This is a genomic window from Rhizobium sp. 01T437 (assembly GCF_056398505.1).
Genome location: NZ_JBFTPM010000002.1, coordinates 230,826 through 246,580, shown reverse-complemented (window position 1 = coordinate 246,580; position 15,755 = coordinate 230,826). Strand labels below are relative to the sequence as shown.

Below are 15,755 nucleotides of genomic sequence, written 5' to 3'. Positions count from 1 at the left end.
GTTAGGCGACTTAAGCCGAAACCCTCTCGGGGCGTGCTGAGATTTTCGTCATCGTGCGCTCCCTTTCCAGAAACAATTAACGCGGCCCACTTAGGCGAAGCGAAAGATAAATGCAAGCCTGGGGCGTGCTAATTGCCGAAGGATTTCCTGTAAGCACTCGGACTGGTCCCGAGCCTATTGCGGAAATGGTGGCGCATGGTCGCCAATGTGCCGAAGCCGCTGGCGATGGCGATATCGTCGAGCGACACCGCAAGCTCCTTCTCCAGAAGGTCGCGGGCATGCCGCAACCGCTCCTTCAGCAGCCACTCACCGACACTGTCGCCCGTCGTCGCCTCGAAGCGGCGCTGGAAGGTGCGCATGCTCATGCCGGCCTTGCTCGAGAGCAGGCTGATCGGCTGCTCCTCCGATAGCCGCTCGCGCATCCATTCGATCAGCGGTCCAAGGCGAATGCCCTCTCGCTCTTCCGGTACGGGAGCCGCAATGAACTGCGCCTGCCCGCCCTCGCGATGCGGCGGAACGACGAGTCGCCGCGCCACGCTGTTGGCAGCATCGGGGCCGAAATCGCCGCGTACCACATGCAGGCAGAGATCGATGCCGGCGGCACTGCCCGCCGCCGTCAGGATGCTCCCTTCGTCCATGTAAAGCACATCGGCATCAAGCGCGATGTCGGGGTAACGCGCGGCAATCGAGGCGACATAGCGCCAATGGGTCGTCGCCCGCCGCCCGGCCAGCAGGCCAGTCGCGGCAAGCACTGCCACGCCGGAGCAAAGCGACATCACGCGTGCTCCCCGCTCATGGGCTGCCTTCAAAGCGGCGATCAGAGGCTCCGGCACCGGCGCATCGATCGCCCGCCATCCTGGCGCGATGATCAGATCCGCCTCGTCGAGCTGCTCAAGCCCCTGGTCGACCGCAACCGTCAGCCCGCCGGCAGCCCTCAGCGGACCCGGCTCTATGCCGGCGACGGAGAAGCGATACCAGCGCTCGCCCATCTCCGGCCGCGACAGGCCGAAGACCTCATAGGCGATACCGAATTCGAAGGTGCAGAGCCCGTCATAGGCGAGCACCACGACATGCGGCCCCTGCGTCCGGTGCATATCCGATTTTGGCATGATCTTTACGCTGTCAGTCACGATGGCCAATTTCGCCAATCCGTAGCATCGGCAATGATCTGCGGCAACAGCAAAGCAAGAAAGGAAAAGATCATGCCAAGCCCCGTCTCCGAAATCCCTACAGCCTCCCCCGAAACCGCCGCCGAACATTTCGCCCGCAAGCTCGCCTTCGAAACCGATTGCTCGGATGTGCACGCCGCCTTCGCCTCCGGCAAGGTCGATTTCGTGCTGCTTGATGTGCGCTCGCCGCAGCTCTTCGCCCTCTCGCATGTGCCCGGCGCCCTCAACCTGCCGCATGGCAAGATGACCGCGCATCGTATGTCCGAATGGCCTGCCGATACGCTGTTCGTGGTCTATTGCGCCGGCCCGCATTGCAACGGCGCGGACAAGGCGGCACTGCGCCTGTCCCGCCTCGGCCTGCCGGTCAAGATGATGATCGGCGGCCTGACCGGCTGGGCGGACGAAGGTCTTGCTTTTGAAGGCGGAGCAAGCGCTGCCGCCTGATCGGAACTCCCTTCTCTCCACTCGGGGAGAAGGGAGCCCTATCCAATGCGCCAGACGCAGCCTCGCCCGGCTACCCCGCCGACTAAACGGCCATCAGGCGCCCGTAGGATCCGGGAGCAGACCATTGATGAAAAGCTGCTCCAGGAAGCGCGCTGCATCCTCGAAACGCCCGTCGCCGGAACGTTCCTCGCCCAGCACTGCGCGAACCTGCACGTCGAAATCGGCATAGTGCTGCGTCGTTGACCAGATCGAGAAGATGAGGTGATAGGGGTCGCAGCGGGCGATCTTGCCGCTTTTGATCCAGGTGCGGATCACGGCCGCCTTTTCGTCGACCAGCTCTTTCAGCGGTCCTTTCAGCATATCGAGAACGTGCGGCGCGCCCTGCAACATCTCGTTGGCGAAGAGCCGGCTCTCGCGCGGGAAATCGCGCGCCATTTCAAGCTTGCGGCGGATATAGCTGCGGATCTCCGATTCCGGATTGCCTTCCGCATCGAAGGCCCGTAGCGGCTCCAGCCAGTTGAAAAGCACCCGGTCGATCAGCGCGCGGTGCATCGCTTCCTTGGTGCGGAAATAATAGAGCAGGTTCGGTTTCGACATGCCGGCCACTTCGGCGATCTGATCGATGGTCGAGCCGCGGAAGCCGCTGACCGAAAACACATCGAGCGCCGCTTCCAGTATCTGCTCTTCCTTCTCTTCCTGGATGCGTGTCCGCCGAAGTGTCTTCGCCGCTCTCGGTATGGCCATTCGCTCTTTCCCCTTGAAATTCAACTCCTTCGCTCAAGATTGGAAGAGCGGCCTCTCCTGCCGCTTTAATGCGCAATTGCCCGCATTTTTGTCTGTATTTTTCGTGATTTTCGTCTTGAGCGCAGCGATGGAAGTTGTAATGTTTACCAATCGGTCAAATTATCCGCCAGATAAAAAACAAAGGCAACTGGCGATTTTCCGGCGCTGACAGAACAAGAAGCGGCAGCGGAATTTGACCATGGGAACAAGGCGGGCATGTACTTTGCATGACTGCCGCAAAACAGGTGAGGACTTTCAGTATGGTGGCAGCGCCAGGCGAAAACATGCGCGTCAATGGGGACCGTCTTTGGGACAGTCTCATGGACATGGCGAAGATCGGCCCGGGAATTGCCGGCGGCAACAACCGCCAGACGCTGACGGATTCCGACGCCGAGGGCCGCAACGTCTTCAAGACATGGTGCGAAGACGCCGGCATGACGCTCGGCGTCGACAAGATGGGCACGATGTTCGCGACCCGCCCCGGCACCGATCCGAACGCCCTTCCCGTCTATGTCGGCTCGCATCTCGATACCCAGCCGACCGGCGGCAAATATGACGGCGTGCTCGGCGTGCTCGGCGCCCTCGAAGTCGTCAGGACCATGAACGACCTCGGCATCAAGACCAAGCACCCCATCGTCGTCACCAATTGGACCAATGAGGAAGGTGCGCGCTTCGCTCCTGCGATGCTGGCCTCCGGCGTCTTCGCCGGCGCGCACAGCCTCGATTTCGCCTATAACCGCAAAGACCCCGATGGCAATCTCTTCGGCGACGAACTGAAGCGCATCGGTTGGGTCGGCGACGAAGACGTCGGCGCCCGCAAGATGCATGCCTATTTCGAATATCACATCGAACAGGGCCCGATCCTCGAAGCCGAAAACAAGCAGATCGGCGTCGTCACCCACTGTCAGGGCCTGTGGTGGCTGGAATTCACGCTGACCGGCAAGGAAGCCCATACCGGCTCGACGCCGATGAACATGCGTGTCAATGCCGGGCTTGCCATGTCGCGCATCCTGGAAATGGTGCAGGGCGTGGCAATGGGCGAACAGCCGGGCGCCGTCGGCGGCGTCGGCCAGGTCTTCTTCTCGCCGAACTCCCGCAACGTACTGCCGGGCAAGGTCGTCTTCACCGTCGACATCCGCTCGCCCGACAAGGCCAAGCTCGACCGCATGCGGGCAAAGATCGAGGCCGAAGCGCCGAAGATCTGCGAGGTACTGGGCGTCGGCTATTCCGTCGAAGCGATCGGCCATTTCGAGCCCGTCACCTTCGACGAAAAGCTCGTCACCTCGGTCCGCTCCGCCGCCGAACGCCTCGGCTACAGCCACATGAACATCATCTCCGGCGCCGGCCACGACGCCTGCTGGGCCGCCAAAGTTGCGCCCGCGACCATGGTGATGTGTCCCTGTGTCGGCGGCCTCTCGCACAACGAAGCGGAAGACATTTCCAAGGAATGGGCAACGGCTGGGGCGGACGTGCTGTTCCATGCAGTGGTGGAAACGGCGGAGATTGTGGTGTGATGGCAGCTGATTTGCCAACGACCTATCTCGATTATGCTGATGCCTTCAAGTTCGTAAGTCAGCGAACCGCTGCAGATCTCCAATGGGCCATGGCCAATATTGCGCCGGTCACCGAAGGACCATGGGGCGCTCTTCCTGGCGCGCAAGTTTTCTACATTGGCATCAACGAGAGGGGCGAGCGGATCAAGCTCCCGCAGATCTCGAACTTATGGCGCTATAAGCCTAACGACGTCCAACTGGCCGGACCGAATGATCCGGACTCAAATGGCTTCCACTCAATTTTAAGTACCATGCCAACTGGGCCTGGCGTCGTTCGGATAGAACTCGGCCCTTCGATGCCTGGAATTTTGATTGAACGCCCCAGAGGCAGCCAGCCGATACAGGCAACGGGGCTGATCGATGGCAAAGATTTCTACTTTCGCGAAAGCGATGGTTTTTGGTCTTTGTCAGTAGGCGGCACCGATGTTGTTGACCAGCCTGACTGGTATCATGAGGAAGAGCATGACACGCCCGATGAGCTGAGTGAGGAGGCCGTCTACCGCCTCATCGCCAAGGGTGCAGCGCTCCTGCGAAGTGGCACGCCCACGATGACAGTTGAGCAGTAACAGGAACAAGACCGCACGGAAAAGGAACAGCAGCCATGACTACAGTCATCAAGAACGGCACCATCGTCACGGCCGACCTCACCTATAAGGCGGATGTGAAGATCGACGGCGGCAAGATCGTCGAGATCGGCCAGAACCTCTCCGGCAACGAGGTGCTGGATGCCACAGGCTGTTACATCATGCCTGGTGGCATCGATCCGCACACCCATCTCGAAATGCCCTTCATGGGCACCTATTCCTCCGACGATTTCGAAAGCGGTACGCGGGCGGCCCTTTCCGGCGGCACGACCATGGTCGTCGATTTCGCCCTTCCCTCTCCCGGCCAGTCGCTGCTCGAAGCGCTGACCATGTGGGACAACAAGTCCACGCGTGCCAACTGCGACTATTCCTTCCACATGGCGATCACCTGGTGGGGCGAGCAGGTCTTCAATGAAATGAAGACGATCGTTGAGGACAAGGGCATCAACACTTTCAAGCACTTCATGGCCTATAAGGGCGCGCTGATGGTGAACGATGACGAGATGTTCGCCTCCTTCCAGCGCTGCGCCGAGCTCGGTGCCCTGCCGCTCGTCCATGCCGAAAACGGCGATGTCGTCGCCTCGCTCTCCGCCAAGCTGCTGTCGGAAGGCAATAACGGCCCCGAGGCGCATGCCTATTCGCGCCCGGCTGAAGTCGAGGGCGAGGCCACCAATCGCGCCATCATGATCGCCGACATGGCCGGCTGCCCCGTCTATATCGTCCACACCTCCTGCGAACAGGCGCATGAAGCGATCCGCCGCGCCCGCCAGAAGGGCATCCGCGCCTATGGCGAGCCACTGATCCAGCACCTGACGCTCGACGAGTCAGAGTATTTCGACAAGGACTGGGATCATGCCGCCCGCCGCGTCATGTCCCCGCCCTTCCGCAACAAGCAGCATCAGGACAGCCTCTGGGCGGGCCTCGCCTCCGGTTCGCTGCAGGTGGTAGCGACCGACCATTGCGCCTTCACCACGGCGCAGAAGCGCTTCGGCGTCGGCGACTTCACCAAGATCCCGAACGGCACCGGCGGCCTCGAAGACCGGATGCCGATGCTCTGGACTTACGGCGTCAATACCGGCCGCCTGACGATGAACGAGTTCGTCGCCGTCACCTCCACCAACATTGCCAAGATCCTCAACATCTACCCGAAGAAGGGCGCGATCCTCGTCGGCGCCGATGCCGATCTCGTCGTCTGGGATCCGAAGCGCTCCAAGACCATTACGTCGAAGAGCCAGCAGTCGGCGATCGATTACAACGTCTTCGAAGGCAAGGAAGTCACCGGCCTGCCGCGCTATACCCTAACACGTGGCGTCGTGGCGATCGAGGAAGGGACCGTCAAGACCCGCTCGGGCCATGGCGAATTCGTCAAGCGCGAGCCGGTCACCGCCGTCAGCAGGGCGCTGTCGACCTGGAAGGAGATCACCGCTCCCCGCAAGGTCGAACGCACGRGCATTCCGGCGAGCGGGGTGTGACACATATGCGCGGCCATCTGCTTCTGACGATCGTTTCCCTGGCCGCGCTTTCCACCGCGGCGAATGCTGACACGCTGCCCATCAAGGGCAGCTACGGCAACAAGGATGGCTGCGCCTACGCCAAGAGCGGCGAAAGCACGGGTTCCGACAACTTCTTTCTGCTGACTTCCGAGGGCATCACCACGGCAGCCTCTTACTGCGAAATCAAGAAAGTCCTGAAGACCGAAGGCAAGGACTTCACCGCCACGGTCGCTTGCCAGGCGGAGGGCGAAGAGAGCACTAACGACGACACCGTCAAGATCACATCAGGGCCTAAAGGCTATACGATCGGGTTCGTGGCCGATGCCGCAATCAAGTGGGGGCCGCTGCCGCTATGCAAATAGCCTCACGCAGGCACCAGCGCATCCAGCTCGGGCAGCAGGATCACGCTTTCCTGCTCGTTCGGATCGGTGCGGGCAATGATCGCCGTGCAGGGCGTGCCGCTAAGGTTTGCCGGAAGATGCGGCACACCGGCCGGAATGTAGAAAAGTTCGCCGGCGCGCACGATCACATGGTTCTCCAGTCTGTCGCCATACCAGGTATGCGCCTCACCGGAGAGCATATAGATCGCCGTCTCATGCGCCTCATGCAGATGCGCCTTGGCGCGCACGCCGGGCGGGATCGTCAGAAGATGCATGCAGATGCCCTTCGCACCAACCGTCTCGGCGGCGATGCCCTGGAAATAGCTCAGCCCCTGCTTGCCGTCATAGGTGTGGTTGGGGCGAACAATGTGGCAGGTGGGCTTTGATTTTGCGTCCATCCTCATCCTCCAAGGACTGTGCTGTCGGTAAGACCGGCGGCAATGATATCATGGAAAACCGCGACGGCGCGGCGAAAACAAGACTGGTTTATTGATGCAAGCACCCTCCGTCGTATCCGCCAAGGAACTCTGTCTCAGCTACCAGACGAATGACGGCGCGGTGCACGCGCTTGCTGATGTCAATCTCGATATCCGCAGGGGCGAGTTCGTCTCCTTCATCGGCCCTTCCGGCTGCGGCAAGACGACTTTCCTGCGCGTCATCGCCGATCTCGAGCGCAAGACCTCCGGCGACATCGCCATCAACGGCATGACACCGGATGAGGCCCGCAAGGCTCGTGCCTATGGCTACGTCTTCCAGGCGCCGGCACTTTATCCGTGGCGCACGATCGAGAAGAACATCGCTCTACCACTGGAGATCATGGGTTATTCGAAACCGGAACAGAAGAAGCGCATTGATGGGGCGCTCGACCTCGTCGAACTCTCCGGCTTCGAGAAGAAGTTCCCCTGGCAGCTCTCAGGCGGCATGCAGCAGCGCGCCTCGATCGCTCGCGCGCTCGCCTTCGATGCCGATCTGCTCTTGATGGACGAACCCTTCGGCGCCCTCGACGAAATCGTCCGCGATCATCTGAATGCAGCACTTCTGAAACTGTGGTCGCGCACCAACAAGACGATCTGCTTCGTCACCCATTCCATTCCGGAAGCCGTCTACCTCTCCACCAAGATCGTCGTCATGTCGCCACGCCCGGGCCGCGTGACCGATATCATCGACTCGACACTGCCGAAGGAACGCCCGCTCGACATCCGCGAGACACCGGAATTCCTGGAAATCGCCCATCGCGTCCGCGAAGGGCTGAGGGCGGGGCACAGTTATGAGTAAGCCCATACGCGGAATTTCGAGGGAGGCCGCATGAAACCCGACACCCTCAAGGACAAGATCGTCCCCGTCCTTACCATCCTGCTGGTGCTGATTGCCGTCTGGTATGTCGCAGCCGTCTTCCTCAACGCGCCGTTCCAGCGCGATATGGACACGCGCAATAACGTCACCTCGACGACGGGGGAATTCATCGGCAGGACGCTCTCCCAGCCGAAGCCCATCCTGCCGGCGCCGCATCAGGTGGCGCAGAACGTCTTCGAAAACACCTTCCTGCGAAAGCTCTCCAGCAATYGCAGCCTCGTCTACCACGCAGGCGTCACCCTCTCTTCCACCGCGCTCGGCTTTGCGCTCGGTACGCTGCTCGGCATCGTCATCGCCGTCGGCATCATCCATATCAAGGCGCTCGATCGCAGCCTGATGCCCTGGATCATCGCATCCCAGACCGTGCCGATCCTGGCGATCGCCCCGATGGTCATCGTCGTGCTCGGCTCGATCAATATTACCGGCCTCATCCCCAAGGCGCTGATCTCCACCTACCTCTCCTTCTTCCCGGTCACGGTCGGCATGGTGAAGGGGCTGCGCTCGCCCGAGGTCATGCATCTCGATCTGATGCGCACCTATAATGCCACGGCTGCCCAAACCTTCTGGAAGCTGCGTGTGCCCGCCTCCATTCCCTTCCTCTTCACCTCGATGAAGGTGGCAATCGCCGCAAGCCTCGTCGGCGCTATCGTCGGCGAACTGCCGACCGGCGCCGTCGCCGGCATTGGCTCCAAGCTGCTTGCCGGCTCCTATTACAGCCAGACGATCGATATCTGGGCAGCACTGGTCGCCGGCTCGGTCCTCGCAGCAATCCTTGTCGCAATCGTCGGCCTCGTCGCAAAGATCGTCGACCGCGCCATGGGCGGGAGGCCGGCATGAAGCAAGTCGTGCTTTCCTGGCAGGGCCTGATCGCCCTCCTCTGCGTGGCAGGCGCAATGGTCATGCTGCCGGTCTTTGGGGCCGGTGCCACACAGCCTCCATCCGCAGGAACCGTCATCCTGATCGCACTGCTTGCGATCGTCGCAGCACTGATCTCCTTCGCGCCCCTATCCACATCGCTTGTCGCAACCGCCCTCTTCATCGGCGCTCATGGTGCGGCATGGCTGCTGCTCGGCACGCTTTCGGGCAATGAAGGCTTCGCCAGCAGCTCCTTCTTCCTGCTGCTGGCCGCCTGCTGGCTGCTTGCCTGGCGCTGCGTGACGGAGCTTTCGGAGGTCAAGCCGACAACCCCAGCCAGCCAGTGGCTGCTGCGCCTGCTGATCCCGGCAATCTTCGGCGCCTGGATCCTCATCATCTGGGAAACGATCACGCGCGGCGCCGGTGTCCCTTTCGTGCTGCTGCCGCCGCCGTCCGCGATCGGCGCACGCATCATAGGCTCCCTGCCGATCCTCGGCGAAGACATCAGGCAGACGATCTTCAAGGCCGTTCTGATCGGTTACGCCATCGGCTGCATCAGCGGCTTCGTCGTCGCCATCCTTGCGGACCGTTTCGCCTTCCTCCGCCGCGGCCTGCTGCCGATCGGCAATTTGGTTTCGGCCCTGCCGATGATCGGCGTGGCGCCGATCATGGTCATGTGGTTCGGCTTCGACTGGCCGTCGAAGGCTGCCGTCGTCATCATCATGACCTTCTTCCCGATGCTGGTGAACACTGTTGCGGGGCTTGCCGCCTCCGGCAACATGGAGCGCGACCTGATGCGCACCTATGCATCGAACTACTGGCAGACGCTCGTAAAGCTCCGGCTTCCGGCCGCAATGCCCTTTATTTTCAATGCACTGAAGATCAACTCGACGCTGGCGCTGATTGGTGCCATCGTTGCGGAATTCTTCGGAACGCCGATCGTCGGCATGGGCTTCCGCATCTCCACGGAGATCGGCCGCATGAATGTCGACATGGTCTGGGCCGAGATCGCCGTCGCGGCGCTTGCAGGCTCGATCTTCTATGGTGTCGTCGCCCTTGCCGAGAGGGCGGTGACGTTCTGGCATCCGTCTATCCGTGGTGGTTAGACGTGCCCCGGCCCCGCACCAGGGTCTGGGCATAACTTCAGAGGGAACAAGAAAATGAAAAAATTGATGGTTGCAATGATGGCGAGCGCTATGTCGCTTGCCGCCGCCCACGCGATGGCGGCCGACAAGGTGGCGCTCCAGTTGAAGTGGGTCACCCAGTCGCAATTCGCCGGCTACTACGTCGCCAAGGACAAGGGCTATTATGAAGAAGAGGGCCTCGACGTCGATATCAAGCCAGGCGGTCCCGATATCGCTCCCGAGCAGGTGATCGCCGGCGGCGGCGCCGATGTGATCGTCGACTGGATGGGTGGCGCGCTGGTTGCCCGCGAAAAGGGCGTTCCGCTGGTCAACATCGCCCAGCCATACCAGAAGTCGGGCATGGAAATGATCTGCCGCAAGGACGGCCCGGTCAAAACCGAAGCCGATTTCAAGGGCCACACACTTGGCGTCTGGTTCTTCGGCAACGAATATCCGTTCTTCGCCTGGATGAGCAAGCTCGGCCTCAAGACCGATGGCGGCCCTGACGGTGTGACCGTGCTGAAGCAGAGCTTCGACGTTCAGCCGCTGCTGCAGAAGCAGGCCGACTGCATTTCCGTCATGACCTATAATGAATACTGGCAGGCAATCGATGCCGGCCTGAAGCCGGAAGATCTCACCGTCTTCAACTACACCGCCATGGGCAACGACCTCTTGGAAGACGGCCTCTATGCTTCGGAAGAAAAGCTGAAGGATCCGGCCTTTAAGGAAAAGATGGTCAAGTTCGTCCGCGCTTCGATGAAGGGCTGGAAATACGCCATGGAGAACCCGGATGAAGCGGCCGGAATCGTCGTCGACGCCGGCGGCCAGGACGAAAACCACCAGAAGCGCATGATGGGCGAAGTCGCCAAGCTGATCGGTGACGGCACCGGCAAGCTCGACACCACGCTCTATGATCGTACGGCGAAGGCTCTGCTCGACCAGAAGATCATCAACAAGGAACCCTCGGGCGCCTGGACCCACGACATCACCGACGCCGCCGCCAAGTAACGGCATAGCGATACCAAAATGCAACGCGCGCGGGAGAATTTCCCGCGCGTTTCTGTTTTTTTGCACTCGATGAAAAAAATCGCCTTGCAACTGTCGCATTTATCAGGCGTCAAACGTCAAGCATATGAGAGCCGATCAATCATCGTCATGTTCACATAACCCTGAGGTGATTGATGAGCCCCGCAATGGTAATTAATATTATCTCATGGGGAATTATTTTCTGCCAGGCTTGCACGTGGAGCAAATCGATACCACGTACTAGCTGGATTTGCCGGAGAGGGATGACGCGTTCCGGCAGATGAGATGCGGGTAAATACCTCTGAGATTTGGAAGACGGCATTTGCCCGGTTCGCGAGTTGCATGACGACGCGCGAGTCCGGCCGATCCTGTCAAGAGATTGGACGAAGACGCATGGCACTGAAGCCACACGCATTACTACGCGCCTCCACTTTCCCTGTCACCGCTTTTGCGGTCTCGGCCCTTCTTGCCGCCGCTTTTGCGGCCTCGGCTGTATTTGCTCAGGAACCTCAGGCCACGCAGCCGCAGGCCCAGGCTCCGCAGAACCTGCCGGCAATCGTCGTCACCAAGGCGGTGAACCGCACCCTCGTCGACCGTGTCATCGGCACGGGAACGGTCAAGCCCGTCGAGGAAGTCTATATCCAGCCGCAGGTCGAAGGCCTCTCCATTCGCACCCTGAAGGCCGATGTCGGCGACAAGGTTCAGGCGGAAAGCACGCTGGCGACGCTCAACGACGACGCTCTGGTCCTGACCAAGAGCCAGATGATGGCGACGAAAGCCAAGGGTGAGGCAAGTCTTGCCCAGCTGCGCGCCCAGCTCATCGAGGCACAGGCCAATGCCGAGCAGGCAAGGCAGCAGCAGGCCCGCGCCCAGGAAATGGGCAAGAAGGGCACGGTTTCCACCGCCCAGGTCGAGCAGGCCGATGCGACCGCCGCAGCCGCCAATGCCCGCGTCTCCTCCGCCGAGCAGGCGATCGAGGTCGCCGAAGCCGACCTCAAGGTCTTCGACAGCCAGATCGCCGATGCGGACCTGAAGCTGGCGCGCACCGATGTGAAAACACCGGTTGCAGGCATCGTTTCGGCCAAGAACGCCAAAGTCGGCGCCATTGCTGCCGGTGCCGGCAACCCGCTGTTCACCATCATCCGCGACGGCGACGTCGAACTTGTCGCCGAAGTCGCCGAAAGCGACATCGTTAGGGTCATGGCCGGACAGAAGGCGACGATCTCGCTCTCGGGCAGCCGCGAAAAGCTTTCCGGTGCCGTGCGCCTGGTGTCGCCGACCGTCGATCCGGTCACCCGCCTGGGCCTCGTCCATATCTCCATCGACGATGACAGCAAGGCGCGTTCCGGCATGTATGGCAGCGCCGAGATCATCGTCCGTGAGACCGAGGGTGTATCGCTTCCGCTGACTGCGGTGCTCACGAGCAGTGAAGGCTCCTCCGCCCGAAGGGTCGAGGGTGGCGTGGTGAAATTTGCCAAGATCGAGACCGGCATCCAGGACGGACCCTATGTCGAGATCATCAGTGGATTGAAGACCGGCGACGAGGTCGTGGCCAAGGCGGGCGCCTATGTCCGCGACGGCGACCACATCACTCCGGTGCGCGAACAGCCCCCGGCTTCCAACTAAAGAGACCATCCGATGAATTTTTCAGCCTGGTCCATTCGAAATCCGATCGCGCCGCTCCTGGCCTTCTGCCTGCTGATATTCATCGGCATGCAGTCCTTCAACAAGCTGCCGATCACGCGCTTCCCGAACATTGACGTGCCGCTCGTTTCGATCAGTGTGACGCAGAGCGGCGCTTCGCCGTCCGAACTCGAAATGCAGGTGACGAAGGAGATCGAAGACGCGATAGCCTCGATCACCGGCATCGACGAAATCCAGTCGACGGTGACCGACGGCAGCTCGCAGACCAATGTCATGTTCCGGATGGAAGTGCCGACGGAACAGGCCGTACAGGACGTCAAGGACGCGATCGACCGCATTCGCAGTGATCTGCCGGCAACGGCCGAAGCGCCGATCGTCACAAAGGTCGATGTCGAGGGCCAGGCAATCCAGACTTTTGCTGTTTCCTCGCCCGATATGTCGCTGGAAGAACTCTCCTGGTTCGTCGACGATACCATCAAGCGTGCGCTGCAGGGCCAGGCCGGCATCGGCCGTGTCGACCGTTATGGCGGCGCAGAGCGCGAAGTACGCATCGAACTCACCCCTGACAAACTCAATGCCTACGGCATCACCGCCGCAAGCGTGAACCAGCAACTGCGCGGTACCAACGTCGACCTCGGCTCCGGCCGCGGCCAGGTGGCAGGCAGCGAGCAGGCGATCCGCGTTCTCGGCGACGCCCGCAACGTCGCTGAGCTTGCAGACACGACGATTGCGCTGCCGAGTGGCCGTTTCGTCAAGCTATCCGATCTCGGCGTCATCAAGGACACCTACGAGGAGCCGAAATCCTTCTCGCGCTTCAACGATACGCCGGTTGTCACCTTCGGCGTCTTCCGCTCGAAGGGCGCCAGCGAAGTCAGCGTCGCCGAAACAGTGGCGCAGAGCCTCGACAAGGTGCGCGGCGAAAACCCGAACGTGAAGATCGAGCTGATCGACGATTCGGTCTATTTCACCTACGGCAACTACGAAGCCGCCATTCACACGCTGCTCGAAGGTGCTCTCCTCGCCATCATCGTCGTCCTGCTGTTCCTCAGGAACTGGCGCGCGACCCTGATTTCGGCCATCGCGCTGCCGCTCTCCGCGATCCCGACCTTCTGGGTCATGGACATGATGGGCTTCTCGCTGAACCTCGTCAGCTTCCTCGCCCTGACTCTTGCGACGGGTATTCTCGTCGACGATGCGATTGTGGAAATCGAGAACATCGCCCGCCATATCAAGATGGGCAAGACGCCCTATCGGGCGGCAATCGAGGCTGCGGACGAAATCGGCCTTGCCGTCATAGCCACCACCTTCACCATTATCGCGGTCTTCGTCCCCGTTTCCTTCATGCCGGGCATTCCGGGCCAGTACTTCATCCAGTTCGGCCTGACGGTCGCCTTTTCCGTTTTCTTCTCGCTGATGGTGGCGCGCCTCATCACCCCGATGATGGCCGCCTATCTGATGCGTGCCGAAGACGGCATCGATGACCATCATGACAATGACGGCCTGCTGATGAAGGGCTATACGCGCCTGGTGCGCGGCACGACCGGGCACTGGTACACGCGTTATGCGACGCTGCTTGCGGCGATCGGCTTCCTGGTCGGCTCTGTCTTCCTGCTGATGCAGGTTCCCGGCAGCTTCCTGCCGCCGGAAGATGCTTCACGCATCGTTCTCTCCGTCGAACTGCCGCCCAATGCGCGGCTCGACGACACCGAGAAGACGACCGATGCGATCTATGACAGGGTCAAGGACATCAACGGCGTCGAAAGCGTCTTCGTTCTCGGCGGCGCATCGCCGAAGGGCGATCTCGAACTGCGCCGTGCGACGATCACGCTTGCGCTCCACAAGCTCGACCAGTCGCTGGTCAAGAAGGTGGTCAACGATGTGCTCGGCCATATCCCTGTTATCGGCCCGAAACTGCCGAAGGTGGAAGTCCACGGCCGCGAACGTCCGCAATGGGATATCGAAAAGGAAGTCTTCGCAAAGCTGCGCGACATTCCCGACGTCCATATTCTGAAGCTCAACGACCGCGGCGAACGCGACCTGTCCTTCAACTTCCTCTCCAAGAACGAGAAGGACCTGAATGATGCGGTCGGCATTCTGGAATCCAAGCTGCGTGCCGATCCGCTGTTGGCCAATGTCAGCGCCGACGGCGCCCTGCCCCGTCCGGAATTGCAGGTCTATCCGCGCAAGGATGAGGCGGCTCGCCTCGGCATCACGCCGCAGCAGATATCCGAGACGATCCGCGTTGCCACGATCGGCGATGTGGACGCGGCCCTTGCCAAGATCTCGCTTGACGATCGCCAGATTCCGATCCGGGTTCAGGCATCACTCGACATGCGCCGCGATCTCGCCGCCATCCGGGCATTGAAGATCCAGACGGCCAGCGGCGGCACCGTGCCGCTCGCAACAGTCGCCAATATCGACTATTCGGAAGGTGTCAGCTCGATCAAGCGCAACAACCGTTACCGCGTCGTCTCGATCGGCTCCGACCTGCCGCAGGGCGTGGCGCTCGACACGGCTTCGGCCCGCTTCCGCCAGATCGTCAACGACGCCAAGATCCCGGCCACCGTGCACCTTGCTGAAAGCGGCGACACCAAGGTACAGACCGAGATGCAGCAGAGCTTCGTCAACGCCATGCTGATGGGCCTCCTCTTGGTGCTGACGGTGCTGATCCTGCTCTTCAAGGATATTATCCAGCCCTKCACCATCCTGTTCTCGCTGCCGCTTGCCATCGGCGGCGTGGCGGCGGGCCTGATCGTCACCAGCAACCCGCTGTCGATGCCTGTCATGATCGGCATTCTGATGCTGATGGGTATCGTCACCAAGAACGCCATCCTGCTCGTCGATTTCGCGATCGAGATGCGCCACCAGGGCATGGCTCGTGTCGAGGCCATGGTCGAAGCCGGCCGCAAGCGCGCACGGCCGATCATCATGACCTCGATCGCCATGTCGGCGGGCATGCTGCCTTCCGCGCTCGGCGTCGGCGAAGGCGGCTCGTTCCGCGCGCCGATGGCGATCGCGGTGATCGGCGGCATTATCGTCTCGACGGTGCTCTCGCTCGTCGTCGTGCCCTCCTTCTTCCTGATCATGGACGATCTTTCCCGCCTGCTCGGCTGGATCTTCGGCCGCTTGGTGGGCAAGAAGGACAAGGAGGACCTGCCGATGTCGAGCGAAGATCTCACCCGCGTCACCCGCGAGAACCGCAGCGACATCGACTCGCTGGAGGAACGCCTGAACGCGATCGAGAAGCCGGAAAGCAAGCGCAAGGTTGCCAACGACACCAACGTGCTGCGCCTGCCGCCCTTCGCGGCTGAATAGGCTAACGCCATGAAGGAAAAGGCCGGGCATCG

The 15,755-nt window shown here is 61.2% G+C and carries 14 protein-coding genes; 11 read left to right on the top strand and 3 right to left on the bottom strand.

Annotated features, from left to right (window positions below):
* Nucleotides 1-128 precede the first annotated feature (128 nt).
* Nucleotides 129-1,130: a transcriptional regulator FtrA gene (ftrA, locus tag AC1DM5_RS04605; protein ID WP_477974673.1), complete on the bottom strand. Its 1,002-nt coding sequence runs from the start codon at nucleotides 1,128-1,130 to the stop codon at nucleotides 129-131.
* 72 nt (nucleotides 1,131-1,202) lie between these two features.
* Here ftrA and AC1DM5_RS04600 point away from each other — a divergent pair, with 72 nt between their 5' ends.
* A complete protein-coding gene (locus tag AC1DM5_RS04600) occupies nucleotides 1,203-1,613 on the top strand; it encodes a rhodanese-like domain-containing protein (RefSeq protein ID WP_477821436.1) in 411 nt (136 codons plus the stop codon).
* A gap of 93 nt (nucleotides 1,614-1,706) precedes the next feature.
* Here AC1DM5_RS04600 and AC1DM5_RS04595 read toward each other — a convergent pair whose 3' ends face one another.
* Nucleotides 1,707-2,357: a TetR family transcriptional regulator C-terminal domain-containing protein gene (locus AC1DM5_RS04595; protein WP_477821437.1), complete on the bottom strand. Its 651-nt coding sequence runs from the start codon at nucleotides 2,355-2,357 to the stop codon at nucleotides 1,707-1,709.
* A gap of 299 nt (nucleotides 2,358-2,656) precedes the next feature.
* Here AC1DM5_RS04595 and AC1DM5_RS04590 point away from each other — a divergent pair, with 299 nt between their 5' ends.
* The 4 genes from AC1DM5_RS04590 to AC1DM5_RS04575 are packed head-to-tail and all read left to right on the top strand — an operon-like array spanning nucleotide 2,657 to nucleotide 6,388.
* On the top strand, nucleotides 2,657-3,910 hold the full coding sequence (locus AC1DM5_RS04590) for a Zn-dependent hydrolase (RefSeq protein ID WP_477821438.1): 1,254 nt from the start codon (nucleotides 2,657-2,659) through the stop codon (nucleotides 3,908-3,910).
* Nucleotides 3,910-4,515, top strand: coding sequence for a hypothetical protein (locus AC1DM5_RS04585; protein WP_477821439.1), 606 nt, complete (start codon nucleotides 3,910-3,912; stop codon nucleotides 4,513-4,515). Before AC1DM5_RS04590 ends, AC1DM5_RS04585 begins: the two co-directional genes overlap by 1 nt.
* A gap of 35 nt (nucleotides 4,516-4,550) precedes the next feature.
* Nucleotides 4,551-6,005, top strand: coding sequence for a dihydropyrimidinase (hydA, locus tag AC1DM5_RS04580; protein WP_477974671.1), 1,455 nt, complete (start codon nucleotides 4,551-4,553; stop codon nucleotides 6,003-6,005).
* Nucleotides 6,006-6,010: 5 nt separating this feature from the next.
* Nucleotides 6,011-6,388, top strand: a complete 378-nt coding sequence (locus tag AC1DM5_RS04575) for a hypothetical protein (protein WP_477821479.1) — start codon at nucleotides 6,011-6,013, stop codon at nucleotides 6,386-6,388.
* Between the two features lie 2 nt (nucleotides 6,389-6,390).
* On the opposite strand, the gene AC1DM5_RS04570 is transcribed toward AC1DM5_RS04575, so the two are convergent.
* The gene (locus tag AC1DM5_RS04570) at nucleotides 6,391-6,804 is read right to left on the bottom strand and encodes a cupin domain-containing protein (protein ID WP_477821441.1); all 414 of its coding nucleotides are present in this window, start codon (nucleotides 6,802-6,804) and stop codon (nucleotides 6,391-6,393) included.
* Between the two features lie 94 nt (nucleotides 6,805-6,898).
* Here AC1DM5_RS04570 and AC1DM5_RS04565 point away from each other — a divergent pair, with 94 nt between their 5' ends.
* The 6 genes from AC1DM5_RS04565 to AC1DM5_RS04540 all read left to right on the top strand — a co-directional run bounded on the left by AC1DM5_RS04565 (nucleotide 6,899) and on the right by AC1DM5_RS04540 (nucleotide 15,723).
* Nucleotides 6,899-7,681 carry an ABC transporter ATP-binding protein gene (locus AC1DM5_RS04565; RefSeq protein ID WP_477821442.1) on the top strand — a complete coding sequence of 261 codons (783 nt, stop codon included), beginning with the start codon at nucleotides 6,899-6,901 and terminating at the stop codon, nucleotides 7,679-7,681.
* 30 nt (nucleotides 7,682-7,711) lie between these two features.
* Nucleotides 7,712-8,596, top strand: a complete 885-nt coding sequence (locus AC1DM5_RS04560) for an ABC transporter permease (RefSeq protein ID WP_477974669.1) — start codon at nucleotides 7,712-7,714, stop codon at nucleotides 8,594-8,596.
* Entirely contained in the window at nucleotides 8,593-9,720 is a 1,128-nt protein-coding gene (locus tag AC1DM5_RS04555) for an ABC transporter permease (protein ID WP_477821444.1), read from the top strand. The genes AC1DM5_RS04560 and AC1DM5_RS04555 overlap by 4 nt, the downstream gene beginning before the upstream one ends.
* 54 nt (nucleotides 9,721-9,774) lie before the next feature.
* A complete protein-coding gene (locus tag AC1DM5_RS04550; RefSeq protein WP_113321658.1) occupies nucleotides 9,775-10,746 on the top strand; it encodes an ABC transporter substrate-binding protein in 972 nt (323 codons plus the stop codon).
* A 411-nt stretch (nucleotides 10,747-11,157) separates the two neighbouring features.
* On the top strand, nucleotides 11,158-12,390 hold the full coding sequence (locus tag AC1DM5_RS04545) for an efflux RND transporter periplasmic adaptor subunit (RefSeq protein WP_477821445.1): 1,233 nt from the start codon (nucleotides 11,158-11,160) through the stop codon (nucleotides 12,388-12,390).
* A gap of 12 nt (nucleotides 12,391-12,402) precedes the next feature.
* Nucleotides 12,403-15,723, top strand: coding sequence for an efflux RND transporter permease subunit (locus tag AC1DM5_RS04540; protein ID WP_477974667.1), 3,321 nt, complete (start codon nucleotides 12,403-12,405; stop codon nucleotides 15,721-15,723).
* The last annotated feature ends 32 nt before the right edge of the window (nucleotides 15,724-15,755 follow it).